This is a genomic window from Pedobacter sp. AC379 (assembly GCF_979258145.1).
Genome location: NZ_OZ409839.1, coordinates 4,012,611 through 4,034,015 on the forward strand (window position 1 = coordinate 4,012,611; position 21,405 = coordinate 4,034,015).

Annotated in this window: 13 protein-coding genes; 4 read left to right on the forward strand and 9 right to left on the reverse strand. The window is 40.9% G+C overall.

The window, feature by feature from the left end; all coding sequences use genetic code 11:
* Positions 1–30: 30 nt before the first annotated feature.
* From ACZZZW_RS17495 to ACZZZW_RS17505, 3 genes are read right to left on the reverse strand one after another with little or no spacing between them, the layout of a single operon-like run.
* Positions 31–465: a DUF3997 domain-containing protein gene (locus ACZZZW_RS17495; RefSeq protein ID WP_463495303.1), complete on the reverse strand. Its 435-nt coding sequence runs from the start codon at positions 463–465 to the stop codon at positions 31–33.
* 6 nt (positions 466–471) lie between these two features.
* A complete protein-coding gene (locus ACZZZW_RS17500) occupies positions 472–4,005 on the reverse strand; it encodes a DUF6443 domain-containing protein (RefSeq protein ID WP_463495305.1) in 3,534 nt (1,177 codons plus the stop codon).
* Entirely contained in the window at positions 3,987–7,742 is a 3,756-nt protein-coding gene (locus tag ACZZZW_RS17505; RefSeq protein WP_463495307.1) for a PKD domain-containing protein, read from the reverse strand. The genes ACZZZW_RS17500 and ACZZZW_RS17505 overlap by 19 nt, the downstream gene beginning before the upstream one ends.
* Positions 7,743–8,574: 832 nt before the next feature.
* On the opposite strand from ACZZZW_RS17505, the gene ACZZZW_RS17510 reads away from it, so the two are divergent.
* Together ACZZZW_RS17510 and ACZZZW_RS17515 are read left to right on the forward strand one after the other, a co-directional pair.
* Positions 8,575–9,126, forward strand: coding sequence for a UvrD-helicase domain-containing protein (locus ACZZZW_RS17510; protein WP_463495309.1), 552 nt, complete (start codon positions 8,575–8,577; stop codon positions 9,124–9,126).
* 56 nt (positions 9,127–9,182) lie between these two features.
* Positions 9,183–9,716 carry a topoisomerase DNA-binding C4 zinc finger domain-containing protein gene (locus ACZZZW_RS17515; protein WP_463495311.1) on the forward strand — a complete coding sequence of 178 codons (534 nt, stop codon included), beginning with the start codon at positions 9,183–9,185 and terminating at the stop codon, positions 9,714–9,716.
* A 111-nt stretch (positions 9,717–9,827) separates the two neighbouring features.
* Here the strand turns inward: ACZZZW_RS17515 and ACZZZW_RS17520 are convergent, their stop codons facing one another.
* On the reverse strand, positions 9,828–11,990 hold the full coding sequence (locus ACZZZW_RS17520; RefSeq protein ID WP_463495313.1) for a KAP family P-loop NTPase fold protein: 2,163 nt from the start codon (positions 11,988–11,990) through the stop codon (positions 9,828–9,830).
* 335 nt (positions 11,991–12,325) lie between these two features.
* Here ACZZZW_RS17520 and ACZZZW_RS17525 point away from each other — a divergent pair, with 335 nt between their 5' ends.
* Positions 12,326–13,078: a hypothetical protein gene (locus tag ACZZZW_RS17525; protein ID WP_463495315.1), complete on the forward strand. Its 753-nt coding sequence runs from the start codon at positions 12,326–12,328 to the stop codon at positions 13,076–13,078.
* A gap of 777 nt (positions 13,079–13,855) precedes the next feature.
* Here the strand turns inward: ACZZZW_RS17525 and ACZZZW_RS17530 are convergent.
* The 3 genes from ACZZZW_RS17530 to mnmE form a co-directional block, all read right to left on the reverse strand.
* Complete coding sequence (locus tag ACZZZW_RS17530; RefSeq protein WP_463495316.1) at positions 13,856–14,059, reverse strand: helix-turn-helix domain-containing protein; 204 nt, start codon at positions 14,057–14,059, stop codon at positions 13,856–13,858.
* A gap of 17 nt (positions 14,060–14,076) precedes the next feature.
* Positions 14,077–14,916, reverse strand: a complete 840-nt coding sequence (locus ACZZZW_RS17535) for a helix-turn-helix domain-containing protein (RefSeq protein WP_463495318.1) — start codon at positions 14,914–14,916, stop codon at positions 14,077–14,079.
* 245 nt (positions 14,917–15,161) lie between these two features.
* Positions 15,162–16,520, reverse strand: coding sequence for a tRNA uridine-5-carboxymethylaminomethyl(34) synthesis GTPase MnmE (mnmE, locus tag ACZZZW_RS17540; RefSeq protein WP_463495319.1), 1,359 nt, complete (start codon positions 16,518–16,520; stop codon positions 15,162–15,164).
* A 289-nt stretch (positions 16,521–16,809) separates the two neighbouring features.
* On the opposite strand from mnmE, the gene ACZZZW_RS17545 reads away from it, so the two are divergent.
* Positions 16,810–17,937, forward strand: coding sequence for an AI-2E family transporter (locus ACZZZW_RS17545; protein ID WP_463495321.1), 1,128 nt, complete (start codon positions 16,810–16,812; stop codon positions 17,935–17,937).
* Positions 17,938–18,179: 242 nt separating this feature from the next.
* On the opposite strand, the gene ACZZZW_RS17550 is transcribed toward ACZZZW_RS17545, so the two are convergent.
* The gene (locus ACZZZW_RS17550) at positions 18,180–18,950 is read right to left on the reverse strand and encodes a sulfite exporter TauE/SafE family protein (RefSeq protein ID WP_463495323.1); all 771 of its coding nucleotides are present in this window, start codon (positions 18,948–18,950) and stop codon (positions 18,180–18,182) included.
* Between the two features lie 83 nt (positions 18,951–19,033).
* Positions 19,034–21,130: an arginine--tRNA ligase gene (gene argS, locus ACZZZW_RS17555; protein WP_463495325.1), complete on the reverse strand. Its 2,097-nt coding sequence runs from the start codon at positions 21,128–21,130 to the stop codon at positions 19,034–19,036.
* Positions 21,131–21,405 lie beyond the last annotated feature (275 nt).

Genomic DNA, 21,405 nt, shown 5'->3' on the forward strand with positions numbered 1-21,405 from the left:
TACTTTATATTAATTCCATCTATGGAAAATTTATCTGCTTTCCAATTTGATTTCGCTTTTAATTCCAAGTTGTTTATGTTTTTCGTTATACTGGTCTAAATTGTAAGGACCCAATATTTTTTCGGTTTCTTTATCAATGATCCAATATTGACAAAAAATGCTTTTTTCGAATGCTAGTTTACATTGATCTGGGCTTTCTCCATTAAGAAACTTACATTCAGGGATACTGTCCCATGGTCTTTGGGAAGCAACAATATATCTTGAATCGAATCCATAGCCAAGAACCTGCGATTCCACTAGAACAGTATTTTTTGAATTTAATATAGATAGCTTCGCTCCTCTAGTATTAAAATCGACAACATATCCATTCCCTAGACTTGTAGGTTGATATTCAGTACAGCCCAGTATTGTTCCAACTGCTGCGCCAAACAACAAAAACAAAATCTTTCTTAACCTATATTTCATACATTCTTATTTTTTTATTTTGACTGATCCTGAAAACGATACATTAAAATCACCACCCAAAACCAAGCTTACCGGTAGAAAATGTGTGGTCCACCAGCCAACAGCAGTACCTAAATTCCGATTAGAAATAATAGCATTTTTATATTGGTCCCTTTCAATGTTCCAATCAAACATATTATCGGAAATCCGAAATTGATCCTTCCCAATAGCCGTCATTTCTATCTTTCCAAAGGCTAATGAATTCGAATTTACGCCACCAGCAAAGAGATTGACCATCCTTGTTTCATTAACTTTCATATTCTCAAGTCCAAGCTGCTTTTGGTTATACATACTAAAATCCAATGTCGAAGCTTCAATATTAAAGGGGGCTTCCATGCCTAGCTGACTGTGTATCCACATTTTAGCTAATATCATGTCTCCATTCACTATATTTGGATCTCTAAAGCTCAATTCATGCCATGTTGATTGAATTCCCCCAACATTTACACTTTTCTCAAATTTGCCTGTCAATGCATTAAAGTAAGTGGCATATCCACTCTCTGGCGTTTCACTGCTGGTCCAATATCCATAATTGCCACCATTTGAGTATCCGATAGGACTCTCTTGATCATCATAATAACGTACTCCGATCCCCTGCATCATGCCAACACCATTTTGGGCAAAATCCAGCACTTTATCCCATAACCGCTGAGAAATATCCCCCATCGGGTCGTTGAACATCACCGGGTTATCCATGGCATAGTGGTAAGTCCCCAGGCTCTCACTCGCTTCCGGCATTGGGTCCACCGCCACGAACCTGCCCAGCGCTGCATCGTACATCCGGTAAAAAGTCTGCTGCAGATCAGGAAGATCGGCAAAATCATCCTGCCATTCGCTACCGCCATTATACAGTTTTCTATTTGCGGCGGTCGGCATCACGCTTCCCGGCATCGTCAGCCCAAATGGATAATAACTGTTCTCCTGTCTTACCACAGCAACCCCGTTCACTTCTTCCAAACTCACCCTCACATTACCCTGCTGATCCTTGATCATGTACTCCAGCTTAAGCGTACCACCGTTGTTACGCACCTTGCCTTCTGCCATACCAAAATGAGACAGTGCATTGTTTTCATATACAAAGCCACCGATATAGTCGGTGGTCTTCACCAGATTATAATTATCAAAAGCCTGTTTACGGATCAGTCCACCCCCAGCCTCGTAAGTATAGTCAATGTACCTGCCGTTTGCAGAATTGATAGTCACCCTATCTGTACGGTTCAACACATTATAACCGAGACTGATGCCTTTTTTTGCATCACCAGTCATATTGCCTGAAGCATCATATCCGTAGCCCTCTCCCGATCCGGTCAGGTTTTTAAAGCCGAATAGCCCATAAGCTCCACCAAAGCCATCAGAAACATTGCTTAAGCGGTTCCCATCATAGCTATAATTCAGATCGTCCACTGCAACAATATTACCGTTCCATATTGCATTCCGCTGTAAAGTTAATATATTTCCGTTTAGGTCATAACTGATATTCTTTTCATCAAAAGCGCCGTTATTGTTCCATGTACTGCCACCGTTACGTTCAGCATATACAGCAGCGTTAAGCCTCGAAAGCTTGTCATAAGTGAAACGGTAGCTCCGTTCGTTGGCCGTCGCTACGCCCGGCGCATTTACTTTCCATTTTAAGGCAGAAATCATTCCGTTAAATAAGCCGTTACTGCCGATTTCCGCATCACCTCGATTGTACAACAGCTCCATCCCGAACAAATCATTATTATCATCGTTCCGATCATCTGTCCCCAAATTACTGGTATTGATACTCGTAAGCTTACCCTGAATGTTGTAGCGGTAATCGACTGACTGCAGGTAGCTTCCGCCACCGTTTGTACTATGAAGTTTCCTATCGATCAGTTGCCCCATCTCATTGTATTCATAAGCCCCGATCCTAACCAGTGTGCCCCAGTTATAACCTTCATCCACGGTCTTAAGCCTGTCCCAATGGTCATAAGAATACTCGGTTTGCACCACCGTCGTCACTGAAGCCACCTGTATGCCCCTCTTCCTGATTACCTTGCCACTAAAATCGAAAACGCTTGTACTTGAACTATTCACCACTGCGTTCAGTTGGTTATTTGTCTGTTCCTGAATCTGGTTGCCGTTGACATCATAAAACAAGACAGTAGTCAGCCAGATGTTAGCTAGACCATTACCGACACTTCGTTTTCTCAAAACTGTGGGCATTCCCTTGCTGTAATCAGCCTGCGGTACTTCTCCCGCCATCCCCTGGTTCTGGTAAGCATAGTCTGCAGCACCATTTCCATCGAGATCGTAATCATCATAATAAGCGTAGCCCAAAGGCTCAATATCCAAATTCGGAAAACAGGCGTTTGTATAATAACCGATAGCAGCATCACTACTTCGCTGCTCTGAGGAATTTGCAACGAAATCCAGCCCATTCACATAATCCTGCATAGCGGTCCTGGAAAGGTAGCTCGCATTATAATAAATCCCCTGTGCCACTGGAGTATTTCTGCTATCATATTTAATATAATTCCACTTCTGCTGAGACCTGAGGTTAGCATCCTGCGCCAGTACCAGTCTATCAAAAGCATCATAAACCATATAAATTGTTCCCCCGCCCGGAACAGTGCGTTCCACTTGCCTAGCCTTATCATCATAAACATAGGAAAAAAGCAACTTTTGTACATCTGGTTGCAGCAGGCTGTAATTGCCATAGCCATCCATCAGCGCTACTGCCTTTGGTGGGATTACAAAAACTAGTCCACCAAGATCATTATACACGTAGTAAGTATCTGCCCATGTCGCCCCGTTCTGCGCGAGTAATTGTCTCTTAAGTATTGTTTTACCATTTTGATCAGTATAGATGAGTGTTTGAGCACCCTCTTCATCCGTTCCAGAGGTCACCATAAGCGCGCCCGGTGCATAATTCCCCTGATATGTACCATCCGGTTCCCGCCTCCATACCGTTTCACCTGCAAGATTTGAGCGGGTCGAGAGGGTTTTAAAGTGCTGTCCAGGTTGAAAACCATTGCCTATCCCTCCAGCCTGCAATATGCGTTGCAAAGGACTGTTCTCAAAAACCTTCTGGCTATATGGATTGCTGTCCATCGCAGTCTTTTGCCCCGAAGTCTGATAAAAGCTCAATTGTTCGTTAATAGCATTGCTCCTATAACCGCCCCCTGCAATAGCGGAAGCGTATGGCAGATAAGCAGTAACCTGCCGACCCAGATTATCATAAACCATAGGCTGGACAATATCCTTCTGGCCTGGACTTGCAGAAAGCGCTACGGATTGTATCGGCCTTCCCATACCATCATAGTAAATCCTCGTTGTATTGCGCTGGCCCACACTAAGACCTGAGACCTGCACATCGGTAAAAACGCCGGAGACCTTGACCACATCCTCCTGAACAAAACTACGGTTCTGCGCGTCGGCCACGCCGCTTGCTATAATTAATAATGATATTATAAGGACGGATAAATATTTTATTTTCATGTATCTAACGCTATAGGTTATTATTCTATTAATGAACATGGGCTGCTGCCAAGACTGAAAGTGATATCCTTTTTGCCGGTAAGGTTGATCCCGTTAAATAAATACGTATAATTATTTACGGGCTGAGACGGCTGGCAGCCTGAGAACAGTCCCGTGGTAGGGGTCGTATACCCATCGTACTTGACAGATTTATAACCGGACGGATTGCTTGAAGTATACTGGCCCGGGGCAACAATCTGTATGTTATATGTACCCGGATCAACTGAAATCCCTCCACCTGCATTGGTAAGCGTGTACTTAAGCACCGCGCCCTGGTAGAATTTCACGGTCATTGTCGCATAAGCATTTGCATGCACCTGACTCGAAAGGTTAGTCACTGTCACTTGCCTGGTAGCTGAGGTAGTTCCATAAGGTTCCAGGTATTTCGTTAAAGTGACCGTATACGTACCCGGCTGGGTATAGGTATGGGATATCTGTCCCTGAAGCTGCGTATTGCTTGCCGGCGGCGTGCCGTCACCGAAATTCCAGGTATACACCTTCCCACCGGTGCTGGAAGCGAAACCTTCACCATCGGAAAAAGCGATCGGGACGTTTGTGTTTGTACTGCCCGTATCATAGACGATGGATGCATTATAAGTATTCAGATCCGTTTTTGATATATAGGTCTTCCTGATCCTAATATTTTTATCATTGTCCAGAACGATGGTCGGCCTTTGAAATTTGTCATAAAGATAATATTCAGCCTTTCCATTGGTATTGGTCAACGAAGTCTTCAAAAATGAATCTTTATCATACCCGATGGTTGACACTATTGCCTCGGCAGGGTAAAAAATGATATCATCTAAAATCGCCGCCGTAGAGCACTGAAAGGAAATTGTGAACGAAGAAGCCATGTTAGCAACAGGAACCTTGATTTCAAAATATTTCCAGCGCCCAGCAGTATTTGTATAAGGAAGCGTGTAAGCCGTCGCACCGCTCAATGTACTATTAAGTGCGATGCTGATCGATCCAGTACTGGTGGTTTTCATCCAGATGGAAAAAACATAGTTTTTTCTGGATTCCAGTTTGCTGACCGTGCGCGAAAAGACAGTCCCTGCAGGCGTACTTAGGGCCAGGTTGCCCGACCTGGCGGGCGATACAAAACTTCCTACCCCACCGGTGCCATTTTCCGGAGCATGACCATTAACACCAAAATTGGTTTCCACGAACCGCGCCTCAAAATTCTCGTAGGCAATTTCTGAAACCGAAGCATTTTCAAAAACTGCAACGGGTAATGAGATCAGGTAATCTGTGACTACACCTTTTATTTTTACCCCGTCAATGAGCGAAGTTGCAACGTTAGCGGCCATGTCATATCCTAATACCTGCTCTTTAAACCGGTAACGGCTGTCTTTGGAAAATATTCCATTAATGACTGTCGAAGGCTGAAAATCATTCAGCCCCATTGGGCTTTGAAAACCAAGCCGGTTCTCCGACAGGTTAAGATCGCTGCGGTACTTAAGGTCCCATCTTTTAAAGCTTGTCAATGCACCGGAAAAAGTACGGTTTACCCCGTTCCGTTCCACCTGGTTATAAGACTCAACCTGTAAGTTTAGACCATTGGAAACCATATTGTACATAGACTGTACCATTGGATCTGCCGATGGTACTGGTGAATAGTCCCTCAAATACTTAAAATAGCTTCTGGTGATGCTTCCATCACTTTGTGTCTGCTCCTTCATTGTCAATTCTTTGTGGAATGCACTGTTATAGCTGTAATCTGTAGTTGTACGGTTTTCAGGACTTGCGGAAGTGGGATAATATAAAGTATTTTCCTCCCGAGCAGTGAGGTTCCCAACGCTTGAAAATATACTATATTTCGCATAGGAAATCCCATTTCCGTTCTCTTCAAACTTCAACGCACTGATCATCACAGGGGCTCCGGTACGTTGATAATTGTATATTGATTCTGCTACCTTGTTTCCAGCCTCATCATATTTTGCAAGTTTTTTGATCAATCCCCGTTCAAAATCGTAATTGGCATTCGGTGCGAAAGGATATGCATTTTTTTCAGTGGCCATATACCCACCGACTGCGCATGTCGTCCTGCCATAATAAGTCACTGTCGGCGTCCAGTCAGCACCCCAGCTATTGTCCCAGTTTGTCGCGGGCAATGTATATTCGTACAGAGAACTTCCCGCTCCCGGCTGTGAAACCTTGACCGCCCGATACAATATCCGGCTTTCTTCCTGTGAAATATTCTCTTCCAGTCTCATAACAGAATTCTGGAGCATACTTTCGGTGGTACCGGAACCATAATATGGAGTGGTAAATGAAAGAAGTGGAACAGTGATAGGCTTTCCACTGGATAATCCTGTTGCTGGATCCAGATAACTGTAATTGGTTACAATATCATTTCCCCCATCGCCGGTAGAAGTAGTTTTTTTCACCCTTAGCCCCCCTCCCTGAATAACCTGTCCCGCAGTCTGATCAAAGTAATCATTAGGCTCATATTCAAAAGAATTAGTGCCCCCATCCTCGCTGTTGGTAATCGTTGAGAGCATTCCCGCAACCATTGCACTGTAGTTGACAGCCCTGGCCTCTCCGGGAACCGTATAGTTATAAACACCGGCTGATCCACCACCTATATTCCGGTAACGTTCAAAACCTGCATTTGAAGGGTTGATGTAAACCTGTGGAAGAAGCGTGGATGCAGAACTTCCATTGTGATAACCCCAAACATCGATCGCCTTCGAACCCGAGTCCGGGAGATTGATCAAAGAATTGCCGGTCAAAATGCCATTATAATCAAAACTCAACTGAAGCTTGCGGCCAAGGCTGACCGAATTAAGAAACGTACGGGCCTGGGCTGCATTATTGTTCGGCCTATAGGAATTATAACCAAAGGAATAACTTTTGCCCACCCCACTGATCGAATCAATAACAGGTACACCGGAAGCCGATGCATAGCTGTAATAAAAATTTACCCCTTGGGATAACGGAACATCGTTCCATTCACCAAAACCGATCTTACTGAGCATCGGGCTATTGCTTGATAAGGTTACAGTGAAAGGGTAAACGGCTGTATTCGCCGTCCCCTGTGAAACCCCAAGCCTGTTCTTTCCATAAGACCGCCCTTCACCGGAATAAGAAAAATCATATCCGATATCGCCAGCATCTTTGATACTGTTGATATACCAACTGCTTACATAATCAATCCCGTTTTTATATTGTTCAAATTCCCTTTTAAAAAAAACAATTGACGCCGGCCCCGAAGGAACTGTCTGTCTGGTTGAGGTTTCAACCGTTGAAAAAGTATACTTTGTTCCAGATGCGGTTATAATGATAAATCTGTTAATCCGCCCATACTTTGGAGAATTCAATGGTAAATCCGTTTCCAGTTCATAGGATACCTTGATGTCCATATATGGAATTGTCCTGATATTATGATCGGCATCAAAAACCAATTTGCAGTTAAGACCCGGCACATTTACAATAAAAACGTCAGGCTCGGTATCCGAAAGGTCAGAAAAGTTATTGTTCAGATAAGCAATATCGTTTGTTTCATCTACACAGGTCCCCTGACTGTTATCATTAAGGATGGAAAATGAATTGATCTTCGAGCCGTTGTTATTGTTGAGCCAACCCAACCGCTGATTCCCCAAATTGTCCAATTTCGAGTCATCGGGAAGTCCCCGCAAAACCCTGTAGATCCCCCCACCGGCCTGAACATTCCACCCCATCCCGCCACTTCCTTCTACATCCTTGACCTTGACCCCGTTGCTCTGATAATTCAAGCTGACAGAGAGCGGGAGCCGCCCACTCTGCAGACTATATAACGGCAGCGACACAGATGCCGCCCCTGAGATGTGGTCAACATTAACCCTCGGAGTCTGCGAAAAAACATCCGTAAAAACACCCACCATGTGGACCATCAATGCAGACGCAAAAAAAATAGTTCTCTTCATAAAAATCAAAATGACAGCTGGCCAAAAGTTCATAAACGGCCATTCAGGCAGCCAATTTAGCGCTTCAGCAAACAACAAAAAAAACATTTTGACGAACGGGCCAAATCTGTTGACAAACGGGCCAAATCAAGTGACATTCAAGACTAAAACGTTTTATTAACCGATGCACTTTTGTGTTTCTGCAACCCAAACTATGTTTCCACGGATCCTCAATCAGAGCTTCCTAAAGATCAAATCCACCAATAGGTACTGTGAAAAGCTAAATATATCCTACGATTAACAATTGAACGAGGAAACCGGCCCGTTTTTCTTAAAATCATTGACTATATTGCCCTAAATTACCATATCTCGGATTACCTGCAGCCAGCCACAAATCATCAGGACGTTATTCTTTGTAAATAACGAACCCGAAGCCACGCCTAAAAGGCAACCAGGGTCTGACGTTGGATGAAGAAGAGGGTGCATTGCTGGCTCAGCACCTTGCCAGGGGCACCAAAATCACTGAACCCACCAAACTCCACTCCAGGGCTTACGGAGCCAATAAAGCTAGACTTCCCAAACCTGGCCTACTCAAGAAATAACAAAGCCCCACAATTTTTAACTGCCGGACTTTGTTATGTAAGTTACATTTTGATTTTAACGAGACGCTAAGATTAAATGTTTGCTGGACCCGAACCTGATGAAGTCCAATAACAGCAGTATCGGGCAGCTAAGGGAAAAGGCCACAGACCAGCGTTTTGAGGTTTTCTTAGGCGTGTTTGCACCCTTGAGTGAAGCTTACCAGGCTGAACTCAAACGCACGGGCTGCATCGATTATAACGATATGGTCAACCACGCCAGCCGATATATTTCCAGCGGTGAATTCAATAAAAAGTACCGTTATATTTTAGTGGATGAGTTTCAGGATATGTCCATGGGCCGTTATGGCCTGATCAAGGCATTGAAAGCGGCCAATCCCACCGCCAAACTCTATGCCGTCGGAGACGACTGGCAATCCATCTTCCGCTTCACCGGCAGCGACATCAGTATTATCACCGAATTCTCCAGGCATTTTGGGGTTACAGCGGAAAATGCCGTACTCCAGACCTACCGTTTTAACGAAGAGATACTCAACTTAAGCAGCGGCTTTATCCAGGTGAATCCGTCCCAGCTGAAAAAAACCTGTCTTCGCCTTTTAAGGCCCCGCGCCCTTCTTTTGTACTCAGCCCGATAACCGGTTATGGCAACAAAGCGCAGAGGGATCTGCAGAAATTTGATGTTTTAAAGAATATGCTGGCAAAGATCAAGAAAGACCACGCCACCGCCTCGGTATTTCTCATCGGGCGCTACCACCATAATTCACCAGCAGATTTAAGGGAACTGCAGAAAGCTTTTCCAGCGCTCAAGATTTCCTATTTTACTGCCCATGCCTGTAAAGGACTGACCTGTGATTTGGCCATTTTACTCGATCTGGATAGCGGCGTATACGGTTTTCCCTCAGAAATGGCCGGTGACCCGATTTTAGGCTACCTGCTCCAGCACGGCGACAGTTTTGAAAATGCAGAGGAAAGGCGGCTGTTTTATGTCGCCCTCACAAGAGCCCGCCACCAGGTCTATCTGCAATATAATCCACACAACATGAGCAAATTTTTAGCCGAACTGATCCACGATCATGGTATTGTCAAGGGACAAACCACTCAACAGAAATGCCCGAGCTGCGACGGCATTATGATAGCCAGAAATTCAGCTAAGGGAAAGTTCTGGGGATGCAGTAATTATCCGCGCTGTAAACAGGTTATGCGCGTGGGTGCTTCCACAAAATAATGTTTGATGATTTCAATACTCTTTTGGCTTCTTTATGATCCCTAAATATCTCTGTAAAATTTCCTCGGTCATGAATTCCTTGCCAAAAATTCTCCTTTCAGCCATATTTCGTCAATTTAAACTTTCAGCTTGTGTTGGCGTAACCGCCTGTGGAACATACCGCAGGAACTGTCGAGACATATTGATATCCGAAAAAACGACTTTCCTTCCCTGATCCCACTTGGGGTTTTCAGCCAATAGTTCTTTAAGCGTAAAGTTTTTGATAATTGCTTTATAAACTAAAATCGGATTATATACCGTCTCCAAAAAGTCGAACGCTTCTCTTTCCAGATCACCCCTGTATTTAATATTATCACCGTTAAGGCTTATTCTTAATGAAATAAAAGAACGGATAAAGTTTAATACGTTGCCTTTATTACGTGTTAAATACTGCTTAATATATTTGGTCAATCCTTTTCTATCTTTATCCCGCCACACCGGAAGAAGGTAATAGATATAGTCTGGAAAAACTTCAAAAATAGACTGATCTCCGCTTTCTCTCACCGCACGGTCCCTGAGAATAAGAGCCATATCATCGTATTGTTGCTGGGTGAATATTTTATCGTCTACTGTTTCACCGGTTCTAAGCCAGTTATTTATTGAATAGGTGAAAGCAAAATCCTTCGATGTCCTCATAACATCCATTGTAAAGGCTGCTGTAACATCTTGCTCAGACCGAAATTTGTTTATCAGCTGATAGATAAACATAGAGATTTGCTCTTGAGGGCTTCCATATCCATAAAAAAAGCCGGTCCCACTAGGAAACAGCTCAGCACATTCACATATGGCCCTGATGATCACTTGGCTTTCGGTCCATGTATATTCAGACAATCTTACGTTTAGTTTTTGAATGAAATTTCCTGGGCGGGCAACTGATAAAATATCACGCATTTGTTCAACCACATGATCAACCTGTTCGTTCTTTAGTTCGTCGATAAAAGCAATAAAACGGATGTCCGAAATATCACCGTCGATCACTGAATATGAAAAGTATCTATCAAAGTAATCGGGTGAAACAATTCGTTTTGCTGCGTACCATTTTTCTGGATTTTCCGCCATCATCCGAAAGCTGCTAAAAAGCTTATCAACATGTGGAAACAAGTCTCCTATAAGACTCCGAACGGCATACCTTTCTGCTTGGCTAAGCGTAATGTCCAGCTCATCGAGAATTCCCAAAAATACGTCCCGGTTTTTTTTATCCCCTGTATCTCGACCATCTTCGAATGCTTTTATGAAATAGTTCGGATTATGTTTGATCAGCTCATAATGTCCAGGATAAAATATTTTTAACGCCTCGATCAGCATAAGGTCAACCATATTTGCCTCACCATATAAAAGCGGTAACGAAAATGAAAGTGCATTCGAATACCTGACCGCCAGTCTTGGGGTGTTTAAACGAAGAAGAACATTTGCGGTAAACTGCGATACAAATCGTCTCATCTCATCCTCTTGGATCGCCAATTTATCAAAGTCAATTGCAGCCTCCATCAAGTTGAAACAAAATTTCTTCAGCGATTCTGGATGTGCTTTGGGTAGATTCAAAGGAACCTGGATAATCTTTTCAAGAAAACTCTGACCTGATTTCAACTCGCCATTGCCATATCGTTCTGCAATGGCTGTCGCCACCATCTGTTCATCAAAGGATAATATGTATACAGTGTTTGAAAAGTCGGCGGTCAACTTCACAAGCCTGAATAAGGCATAGATTTCCTGTTTGTCCAACCGATCTATATCGTCGACAAAAATCACTACCTTTTTATTGGTTTCCCGTAAGAACTTATCAACCCGCCCTTTAAACTCCTCGATATCTGTATCCGATAACAACGTTCCGATTCCAGTCCCATCATAACCCGTCACACTTGCGACCTTAGCGACCTTTTTTAACATTTCGCCTGTTTTTTCCGACCGGGTATACAGCTTCACCTGAAGTGCATCCGCTATTTTCTCAAAGAAATTCTTCAGCAGGCTATCCTCATCACTATATCGCCAGGGGTTCAGGGTTATCTGTACCACCGCATTGTCATTGGATAGTTCTTTACTGATGAAATTGAGCACAGAAGATTTTCCTTCACCCCATTCACCAAAAAGGCCAAAAACAATGCTGTCGGAACTTTTTCTTTGCAAGATAGTCTCGGCAATACGTTTAGAAAATTCATATCGCTTAAATCTGTCTTCTTTCATCTCGGTTATTGGCCTATCGGCAACATATATCTCCGAATCTGTTGTTTCGTTCATCTTTAAATAAATTTACGATTTCATTTACCTTTTGACCGATAAGAAAACAGAAAAATCGACCTACAACCATATTTTTCTGAATATCACGAATTGGAGATTATCCAAAAAGTAGTCACTTGTTTTTTACTAAAGTAGCCATTTTTTTCGGCTTGATTTGATCAATTTCTTTCTTCAAAATGGCCAATTAAAATTAATAGTTTTTCCAATAACCTCGCTGCTGCTCAGTCTAGAATTCTACTTTTAAACGGTCTGAATTTTGGGAAGTGCACATATGCGTTGTTGCATATTCCAAAATTCTAAATACTTTAGAGAAACTTAACTCTCAAAAATCAGCCATGATTGAAAATTACGCGCTATCATCCAAGGGACTCTACCAGATCCTAAAGGAGAAAAATGTAGAGTACTTCTACCACGCAAATACCGTGCTGACCGCAAAGACCTTTATCCAGCAGCGCTGCCTGCTCTCCAGGCACCAGGTCGAAACCGACAATCTGTTGCAAAGCCCGCAAAAATCCGATCCAGAAGACAAAAAGTACAATGTTTGGGATGCGATTTTTCTTGATGGTGCAGATCTGCACGTTAAATATTCACAGCCCAACTTCTATGGACCAGTATTGTTCAAGATCAAGCTAGACATGTTGACATCACCATCCTTCGAAAAGGTATATATCACCAAAAGCAATCCGATGTACTGGAGAGATCACACCAAAATGGAAGATAAATATTATAGCAACTTGGACCAGGTCAAGGCAGATTACCTGACCAGCAGCAAATTGGACTCACAGGTCATGTTCACCTTCCGTACCCCGTTAAGAGAACTGAAACTCAACAAATTCCTACATTCGATTGAAATCGATGAGCCGAAAATCTTATTGAAACTCAAGAGCGGTGGGGAAATGGAAGCAGGAAAGTATGTCCGATCGGCAATCGAGGAAGAAATGGCCAAACACGGACTGTCACATATTCCATTGGAGACTAAACAGCATAAGCTATTGGCCAGGTGCAGCTGTGCATTCGGATACACTTACCTATACAATACGAACTACCCAGAATTCAAGCGGAGGTTTACCAGAAATCCCGAAAAATGATCCAATCAGAGGCAGCGATGGAGTTGCGTTTAAAATCGATTTCAAGTCCGCTAATACTGTTATTGAATTTATCACTCACCATTCCCAAAGGCGGTACCTGTAAACCACCAAGCGCTGCTGGTAAAATATTTCGTAGCTGGTATAGTTCAGCCCTTTGAGGGCTATTGAGATTTGATCAGTTTCAATTTTACTAAAAACTTGTGTTAGTCTTGTGGACAGCTTGCTTATGTAATTTAATGTGTTAAATATAAGAACACATTACCTCATTTTATGCTAAATACTTTAAACTCAAATACCCAAAAATATCGGATATTTGAGTTTAAAGTACTTCCTATTTATCTGATTTAATAGCGGTGGATAATAATCCAAAAAAAGCGTCTGTCTATTGTTCCTGAGCGCTTTCGCCCTAAGTTTTACATTGGACATATTTAGTTTTATAATTGGTTAGACAGGCATTTTTTCAATGCCTTTAAATATTATTTAATCATTTATATTTCCACTGATCAAGATAAATTTGATTCATCGGAATGGGTAGAAGGTGGTTGGCCAGTTTCCCAGAAGGAATGTTATTTTGTGGAGCCATAAAAATGCTAAAAGCAAATATATTTTCAAAGCAAAACAGCAATAAAAACATAGACAAATGACTGAATAACAAATCATTATTCCCGTAATTATTCAAATTTTACCGTTTATTACCATTCTGCTTTTCAGCGGTGATTTTCATTCACCGCTCATTAACCACAGTTCTCCCATTTACCACAATTCTCCAGCTCCGTGCTAATGGCTGCTTTCGGGAATGTAGCGGCACTCCTCGAACATTTTATCGATAAAGCTTTTCAGGATGATTGTTTTCTTTGGTGAGGGCCTGATCACGGTCAGCTTGCCTTCCTTAATCAATTTGTAGATGGTATTTTTAGAGCAGTTCAGGTATTTAGCTGCCTGCAGTACGTTAAAGACCTGGTCTTTGGGATTACTGTTCATAAGATATTTGGTTAATATTAAAATTTACTCGGTATTACAATTGGATTCAGCGCATCTTTCGGGATTTTGTCTACCGCCCGTTTCAGGAAATATACGTAATGCCCCACCCGCAATTTGGGCACATTCCGCCTCTTAAAGATGGCGTATAAAAGTCCCCGTTCCTTTCCCAGGAGCTGAACACATTCTTCTATCGAATAGCAGTCCGCTATTTTGATCGGCTTCGAAGCCAGCCGCTGATTCGCTCTGCGTTCCCGATCCAGCGGATCTGCCCTAGGGACCGACTTCTGTTTATAAAGTCTGTCTACCGCGTCTTTTGGGATCAGAATCTCTTTGCCAACTTTGACCTTCGCTATCCGACTCCGCTGCAGCATGGTATAGACCGCTTCCCTGGATTTTCCAAATAGAGCAATGACCTGGGCGGTGGTATAATAACTCACAGCGGATTCATCATCCCCCTTTTGTGTTTCAGCCCGCTTTTTAGCTACATTTTTCAGCCACATCTGCTGGTCAAAAAGTGAGAGAAAATCTTCGCGTAAAACCACGGTTTTACGTGGATGTATCTTCGCCGCCTTCAGCGCCCCGCTATTGATCATCCCATAAATCGTTCCTTTGTGCGAGCGAAGCAGCCCGGCAACTTCAGCCACCGACAGCACCTCCCTATCCAAATGTGAAACCTGGTATTTAAAGCTCCGGGATACAGTTTCAAGATCAGAAGACTGTACCTTATCCGCTCTCGCTTTGGATTTATAGTATCTGGAATTACATACTTTACCACAGAACCTGGTCACCGTCTTTTTAGCAATAAAAGTCTGGTTACAGTACTCACATTTCCTTAAAATTTTCAGATTACTGCTCATAAGTTAAGTCTCCCATTTTCGTGCTTCATCGTGCTTCCATGTGCTTTTATGAACAGTTAATACTGGACATTGAACATACAATGCACTATCCAGTTTCACTTGTCAAAAAAAGCTACAGAAACGCAACAAAACTATGGAAAACAGGGGCAAATTACAGAAATATTGGAAATAAAAAAATCGCTAATTAGTTAATAATTAGCGATTTACTTGTCTTTTTTAGTCAATAGTCGACCAAATCCATAGGATTACTTTCCAATACAAAACTTGGTAAAAATATTTTCTAATAAATCATCTGTTGTAACAGTACCGGTAATTTCACCAAGATAATGTAAAGCCTGCTTAATATCCATCGCTAAAAAGTCCGACGTAACAGGATTATCCACATTGGCCAATACATTTTGTAAGGCATGTTCGGTTTGTTTAAGGGCCTCTACATGGCGGATGTTTGTTACCAAAGTTTCGCTGGTATTGATGTGGTGCAAATTCACCTGCTCCAATAAAGTAATTTTCAACTCATCTATACCTTGTTTCTCTTTTGCAGAGATAAAAACCACATTTAACGCTTCGAAGGCTTTACGCTGGGCATCAGCAATCAAATCTGCTTTATTTACTAAAATTAAATATGGGATGGCCAATTGTTCCAAACCGCGTACTTGCTCTTCAATTTCTTCGATGCTTTGAGCGGCATCGGCCATATAAATAATTAGCTTAGCCTGCTTCATTTTTTCCAAAGTACGCTCAACGCCCAATGCCTCAATAATATCAGCAGTATCGCGGATTCCGGCCGTGTCGATAAAGCGAAAAACTATGCCTCCTATCGTTAATTCATCTTCAATGGTATCGCGTGTTGTACCTGCAATATCAGAAACAATTGCACGCTCTTCATTCAACAAAGCATTTAATAATGTCGATTTGCCAACATTCGGTTTACCGGCAATAACAATCGGAACGCCATTTTTTATTACGTTGCCCATTTCAAAAGAGGAAATTAAGCGCTGTAATACATAGTTGATTTTATTGACCAGGGTTTTTAATTGCTCACGGTTGGCGAATTCTACATCCTCTTCGGCAAAATCCAATTCAAGCTCAATCATTGAAGCGAAATGGATCAGTTGCTCACGTAATCCTTTTAATTCATTTGCAAAACCGCCGCGCATTTGTTGCATGGCTACATCATGCGAAGCTTTAGAGTTTGAAGCAATTAAATCTGCTACTGCTTCTGCCTGACTTAAATCGAAAGCACCATTTAAAAAAGCGCGTAAAGTAAATTCACCAGGCTTGGCGGCACGTGCACCTTTACTAATCAACAAGTTAATAATCTGCTGAATAATATAATTAGAACCATGGCATGAAATCTCAACCACATTTTCTTTTGTATATGATTTTGGCGCAACAAATAATCCTGCAACTACTTCATCAACAATATGATCGCCATCTTTAACTAAACCAAAATGTAAAGTATGTGAAGCTTGCTTTTCTAAATCTTTTCCCGCAAAAACGGTATTGGTTAAAGAAATAGCCTCCGGACCAGATAAACGGATAACGCCAATGGCCCCAGAACCTGAAGGAGTTGATAAAGCAATAATGGTATCTTGATTGTACATGCGGTATTTTTAACGCTGCAAAAATAAGCCTAATCAAGGGCATTATCGTGTGAGAGAAGTAATTTTTTTTATTGTCGACTCATTAGTTAATGGTATAACTGGTTAATGCTGCTCATTGCTTCTCCTATGGGTAAAGTAAGTGGTAATCAATTAAATTATAAAATATACACACCTAGCATTAGGCTTAGCCTGTCAACTGTCGCCAAACCATAAACCCTGGTGCTAAACCAACTAATTAAAACATTTTTACAACAATGGTGTTTAAAACTGAAATCAGACTAAGCTTTTTATGACTAACAATTTACCACTAACCGTTAAACGATCTATTGAGTTAATGGGCCTAATGGCTATTGTAGCGGTTATGGTAATCGGACGGGATATTATCATGCCAATGTTAATGGCCTTTTTCATTAGCATTATGCTCTTACCTGTTTACCGTTTTTTAAAAAGGAAGAAAATTCCCGAATCGTTTTCCATTATCATATCAATTTTGTTGGTGGCACTTTTTGTTGGACTAATTGTTTGGTTTTTTTCCAATCAGATTGGTATTTTAGTTAAAGATTTCCCTCAGATAAAAGCTAATATTACCCAGCATATCAACTCGTTAAGCGATTGGATCAGTAGAATTACCCACTACAACGACAAACAGCAAAAAGCATTTATTCAAGACAAAAGCGACGATTTAATGAATATTGGCACCTCGCTCGCTGGTGGTGCAGCTGTAACTTTAAGTGGCATTTTTGTATTTATAGGTTTGTTGCCCATCTATATTTACCTGATGCTTTTTTATAAAGACATTTTATTGCGCTTCATTTTTATGTGGTTTAAAACCGACGATCACCCTAAAGTTAAGGAAGCGATTTACGAAACAGAATCCATTATCAAAAGTTATTTAATCGGACTCCTAATTCAAATCACCTATATGACGATTTTATTGGGTGGAATATTGATGCTGATTGGCATTAAACATGCGCTTTTAATAGGTGTTATTTTTGCCATTTTAAACCTAATCCCTTATGTGGGTGCATTAATTGGTAATGTAATTGGTGTATTGCTTACCCTAACCTCCTCACAAGAATTGTGGCCGGTGGTTACTGTTTTAGGTGTAATTGCTTTTGTTCAGTTTCTGGATAACAATATATTGATGCCTAGGATTGTAGGCTCAAAAGTAAAAATCAATGCACTCTTTGCCATTCTTGGTGTATTTATCGGTGGAAGTATAGCTGGCATTTCCGGGATGTTCCTCGCGCTTCCAATTGTGGCGGTATTAAAAATTATCTTCGACCGTACTGAATCATTTAAACAATGGGGCGTGCTCCTTGGTGATGAACGGCCCGCTAGAAGCCCAATGACTTTTCCAATCTTTAGAAAAAGGAAACCTGTGGCAACTAAAACTGGGATTGAGAAGGATAGTTGATGGTTTATAGTTGATAGTTGATGGTTTATAGTCAATTGTTGATAGTTGATAGTTAATGGTTGATAGTTGAGAGTAAATGGCTAATACTTAATAGTCAATGGTTTATAGTCAATTGTTGATTGTTCATAAAATGAAAAAGCATCTCTGGTTTAATCTGGCGATGCTTTTTTGGATATGCTATTTTTATTGACAGGATGATTTGTGATAAATCTGATGTTTAATCATTTATCTCTGCGCTTCCATTATAATATCCAAACTTTTACAATATCATAGGCAAACCTTAAAATCGTTCCGAAAACTACAATCAGGAAAAATACCCTGATAAACTTATTCCCTTTCAGCAAAGCTAATTTAGTCCCAAAAAAAGCACCTGAAAGGTTAAAAATAGCCATAGGAATTGCGTATTGAAACAGAATATGTCCGGAAGAACTAAAATAGATAATTGCTGCTAAATTTGTGGCCATATTTACAATTTTTGCATGAGCACTGGCCCCGATAAAATCGAATCCCAATACCGCTATAAATACTAAAATAAGAAAAGAGCCCGTCCCCGGTCCAATTAATCCATCGTAAAAACCGATCACTATCCCAAACAAACCCGCCATTAATACCTGTTTTTTAACGGAATGATCTTTTACCTGATGTATACCAAACTGTTTATTAAAGTAGGTATAAAGTGCAACCAAAATCAGCACAACCAGAATTACGGGTTTGATGACAGAATTATCGATCCTGCTCACCAGAAAAGCACCCAAAAGCGCAGCACAAAATGCAGTAAGCGCACAAGCGGTAAGTACCTTATAATTAAAACGGACCTGTTTAGAATATTTAAATGCTGCAAGTGTAGTACCTGCTAAAGATGGAATTTTTGTAGTTCCTAAAAGGGTTGCTACAGGATAATGGGGTAAAATAAGCAAAATGGCGGGAGTTTGTAATAAACCGCCGCCACCTACAATAGCATCTATAAACCCGGCAGCAAACGCCACCAGACAGAGTAATATCAATTCGTACATCACAGAACTAGATTTTTAATATAGTAAGATTCTATGCGCACATCCATAATCTCTTCTCCATTTTCCATCTTACCTCTTCCACCTTACATCCGCTCTGGCGAAGTAATACCTAAAATTAACATCCCGGCATGAATAATATCAGCCGTTTTTTTGCTCAGGTTTAAACGGAACTGTTTCGTTTCACCTTCTTCGGTTTTTACGATTGGTGGCACCTCATGGTAAAATTTATTGAATAGTTTCGCCAGTTCGTATAGATAGTTGGCCAAACTTGCCGGACTATAAGCTTTAGCAGCAATAGCAATTTCTGCAGGGTATTTGGCCAGTTGCAGAATCATTTCCAATTCTACTGCTGATATTCCTGAAAAATGCTCGCTACCCACTGCGAACTTATAATCGGTTTTACTTAGTAAAGATTTAATCCTTGCATGTGTATACTGAATAAAAGGACCTGTATTGCCTTGAAAATCAATACTTTCAGCAGGATTAAATAACAAGCGCTTCTTAGGCTCCACCTTTAAAAGAAAATACTTTAAAGCCCCTAAACCAATATTTTTATACAGTTCTTCTTTATCTTCTTCACTAAAATCGTTGGTTTTACCCAATTCTTCCGTTTTTTCGCGGGCGGTAGTAACCATGCTTTCAATTAACTCGTCGGCATCTACAACAGTTCCCTCACGGCTTTTCATTTTACCGTTTGGCAAATCTACCATGCCATACGAAAGGTGATATAAACCTTTCGCCCAGCTTTTGCCCAGTTTTTCTAAAATCAGAAACAATACTTTAAAGTGGTAATCCTGCTCATTTCCCACAACGTAAATCGACTCATCCATATTGAAATCGTCGTGTTTCATCTCAGCAGTTCCTAAATCCTGTGTAATGTAAACCGAAGTGCCATCAGCACGCAAAACTAATTTTTGGTCTAAACCATCGTCAGTTAAATCAATCCATACCGAACCATCTTCCTTTTTAAAGAAAACGCCTTTTGCTAAACCTTCATCAACTGTTCCTTTCCCCAACAGGTAGGTATTACTTTCGTAATAAAATTTATCAAAATCAACTCCTAGGTTTTTATATGTAACATTAAAGCCAGCATATACCCATTCGTTCATGGTTTTCCAAAGCGAAACTACATCTTTGTTTCCGGCCTCCCATTGTTGAAGCATGGTTTGTGCTTCTTTCATTAACAAAGTTGTTTTCTTTATAATTTCTTTTACCTGCGAAATTACTTCATCAATTACTTTTTCTTTATCAATAAGAGGTTTTAAAAAACTATCTAATTCTTTCTTCTTTGAAACTCTTTCAACCTCAGAAAACAGTGTGGTATTGTAGCATTTGGATACATCCTTCCACGATATATTACCGTCCAATGCACTCTCGATGTTCTTTTCAACTTCAAAATATGAAAAATTCGTATTTGAAAAGTTAAAGTTATTAGTATATAATATAAAGGCTTCCTCTAGTTCTTTAATTCTCGAAATATTATTTTGAATTTGAATTAAATTCTCGTGTTTGTAAAAGTGATCATAATCATTTCTATATAAAATGTTTTCATATATCCTTGTCACCTCCTTTTTTAAAGCCTGTTCAAATAAAACATAATACTTTCCAACCAAATGATCGCCTTTTAAACCGGTACTTTCCGGTGTTTCGCCCTTGCCCCATTTTTGCCAGGCCAACATCGATTTACAAATGTGGATGCCACGATCGTTCACCAAATTTACCTTAACCACATCGTAACCGTAAGCTTTTAGCAGTTCTGAAACCGAATAACCCAACAAGTTATTACGTACATGCCCAAGGTGAAGCGGCTTATTGGTATTTGGCGAAGAATATTCTACCATTACCTTTTTACCGTTCGGTGCAAAAACGCCAAAATTGATTGATAAGATTTCTTCGTTAAACTGTTTTAAGAAATAACTTTCGGCAATGCTTAAGTTTAAAAAGCCTTTAACCACATTAAATTTAGTAATATCGGCTACGTTAGCAACCAAATATTCGCCAATTTCTGTAGCGGTTTGCTCTGGCGATTTCTTCGAAATTTTAGTAAACGGAAAAACAACAATAGTTGCTTGTCCTTCAAATTCTTTACGGGTTTCTTGTATGTTGATTACACTTTCGGCTATCTCTTCTTTATAAAGTTCAGAAATGGCTTTTTGTGTTTCGGCAATAATAAAATTCATGCGCCAAAAATATGTAAAAAAGGTGGAAGGTGAAAGGTTTAAGGTTTTCGAGCTTTTAAAGGGTTTGGAAAGCTAAGTCGTGCCGGTCGGTTCCGATAGTCCTTCTTTCCGCTATAGTCCCGATTGAAGGAATCGGGAGCTGTCGCTTCAATAAGGTTTAAGGAGGTTAGTTTTGTGCAATAAATAAACCTATCTCCATATGGGTCTATCTCAAATCTATCAACTCGATTCTCTTATCTAAATTTTTCTAATAGATTTGCAATAACTAACTTTTT

Excerpts from the sequence above, each read along its gene's own strand:
- ACZZZW_RS17515 (WP_463495311.1), top strand. The coding sequence starts at position 9,183 with ATGCTGGCAAAGATCAAGAAAGACCACGCCACCGCCTCGGTATTTCTC.
- ACZZZW_RS17500 (WP_463495305.1), bottom strand. The coding sequence starts at position 4,005 with ATGTTCATTAATAGAATAATAACCTATAGCGTTAGATACATGAAAATA.
- mnmE (WP_463495319.1), bottom strand. The coding sequence starts at position 16,520 with ATGTACAATCAAGATACCATTATTGCTTTATCAACTCCTTCAGGTTCT.
- ACZZZW_RS17530 (WP_463495316.1), bottom strand. The coding sequence starts at position 14,059 with ATGAACAGTAATCCCAAAGACCAGGTCTTTAACGTACTGCAGGCAGCT.
- ACZZZW_RS17520 (WP_463495313.1), bottom strand. The coding sequence starts at position 11,990 with ATGAACGAAACAACAGATTCGGAGATATATGTTGCCGATAGGCCAATA.
- ACZZZW_RS17550 (WP_463495323.1), bottom strand. The coding sequence starts at position 18,950 with ATGTACGAATTGATATTACTCTGTCTGGTGGCGTTTGCTGCCGGGTTT.
- argS (WP_463495325.1), bottom strand. The coding sequence starts at position 21,130 with ATGAATTTTATTATTGCCGAAACACAAAAAGCCATTTCTGAACTTTAT.
- ACZZZW_RS17545 (WP_463495321.1), top strand. The coding sequence starts at position 16,810 with ATGACTAACAATTTACCACTAACCGTTAAACGATCTATTGAGTTAATG.
- ACZZZW_RS17495 (WP_463495303.1), bottom strand. The coding sequence starts at position 465 with ATGAAATATAGGTTAAGAAAGATTTTGTTTTTGTTGTTTGGCGCAGCA.
- ACZZZW_RS17525 (WP_463495315.1), top strand. The coding sequence starts at position 12,326 with ATGATTGAAAATTACGCGCTATCATCCAAGGGACTCTACCAGATCCTA.
- ACZZZW_RS17535 (WP_463495318.1), bottom strand. The coding sequence starts at position 14,916 with ATGAGCAGTAATCTGAAAATTTTAAGGAAATGTGAGTACTGTAACCAG.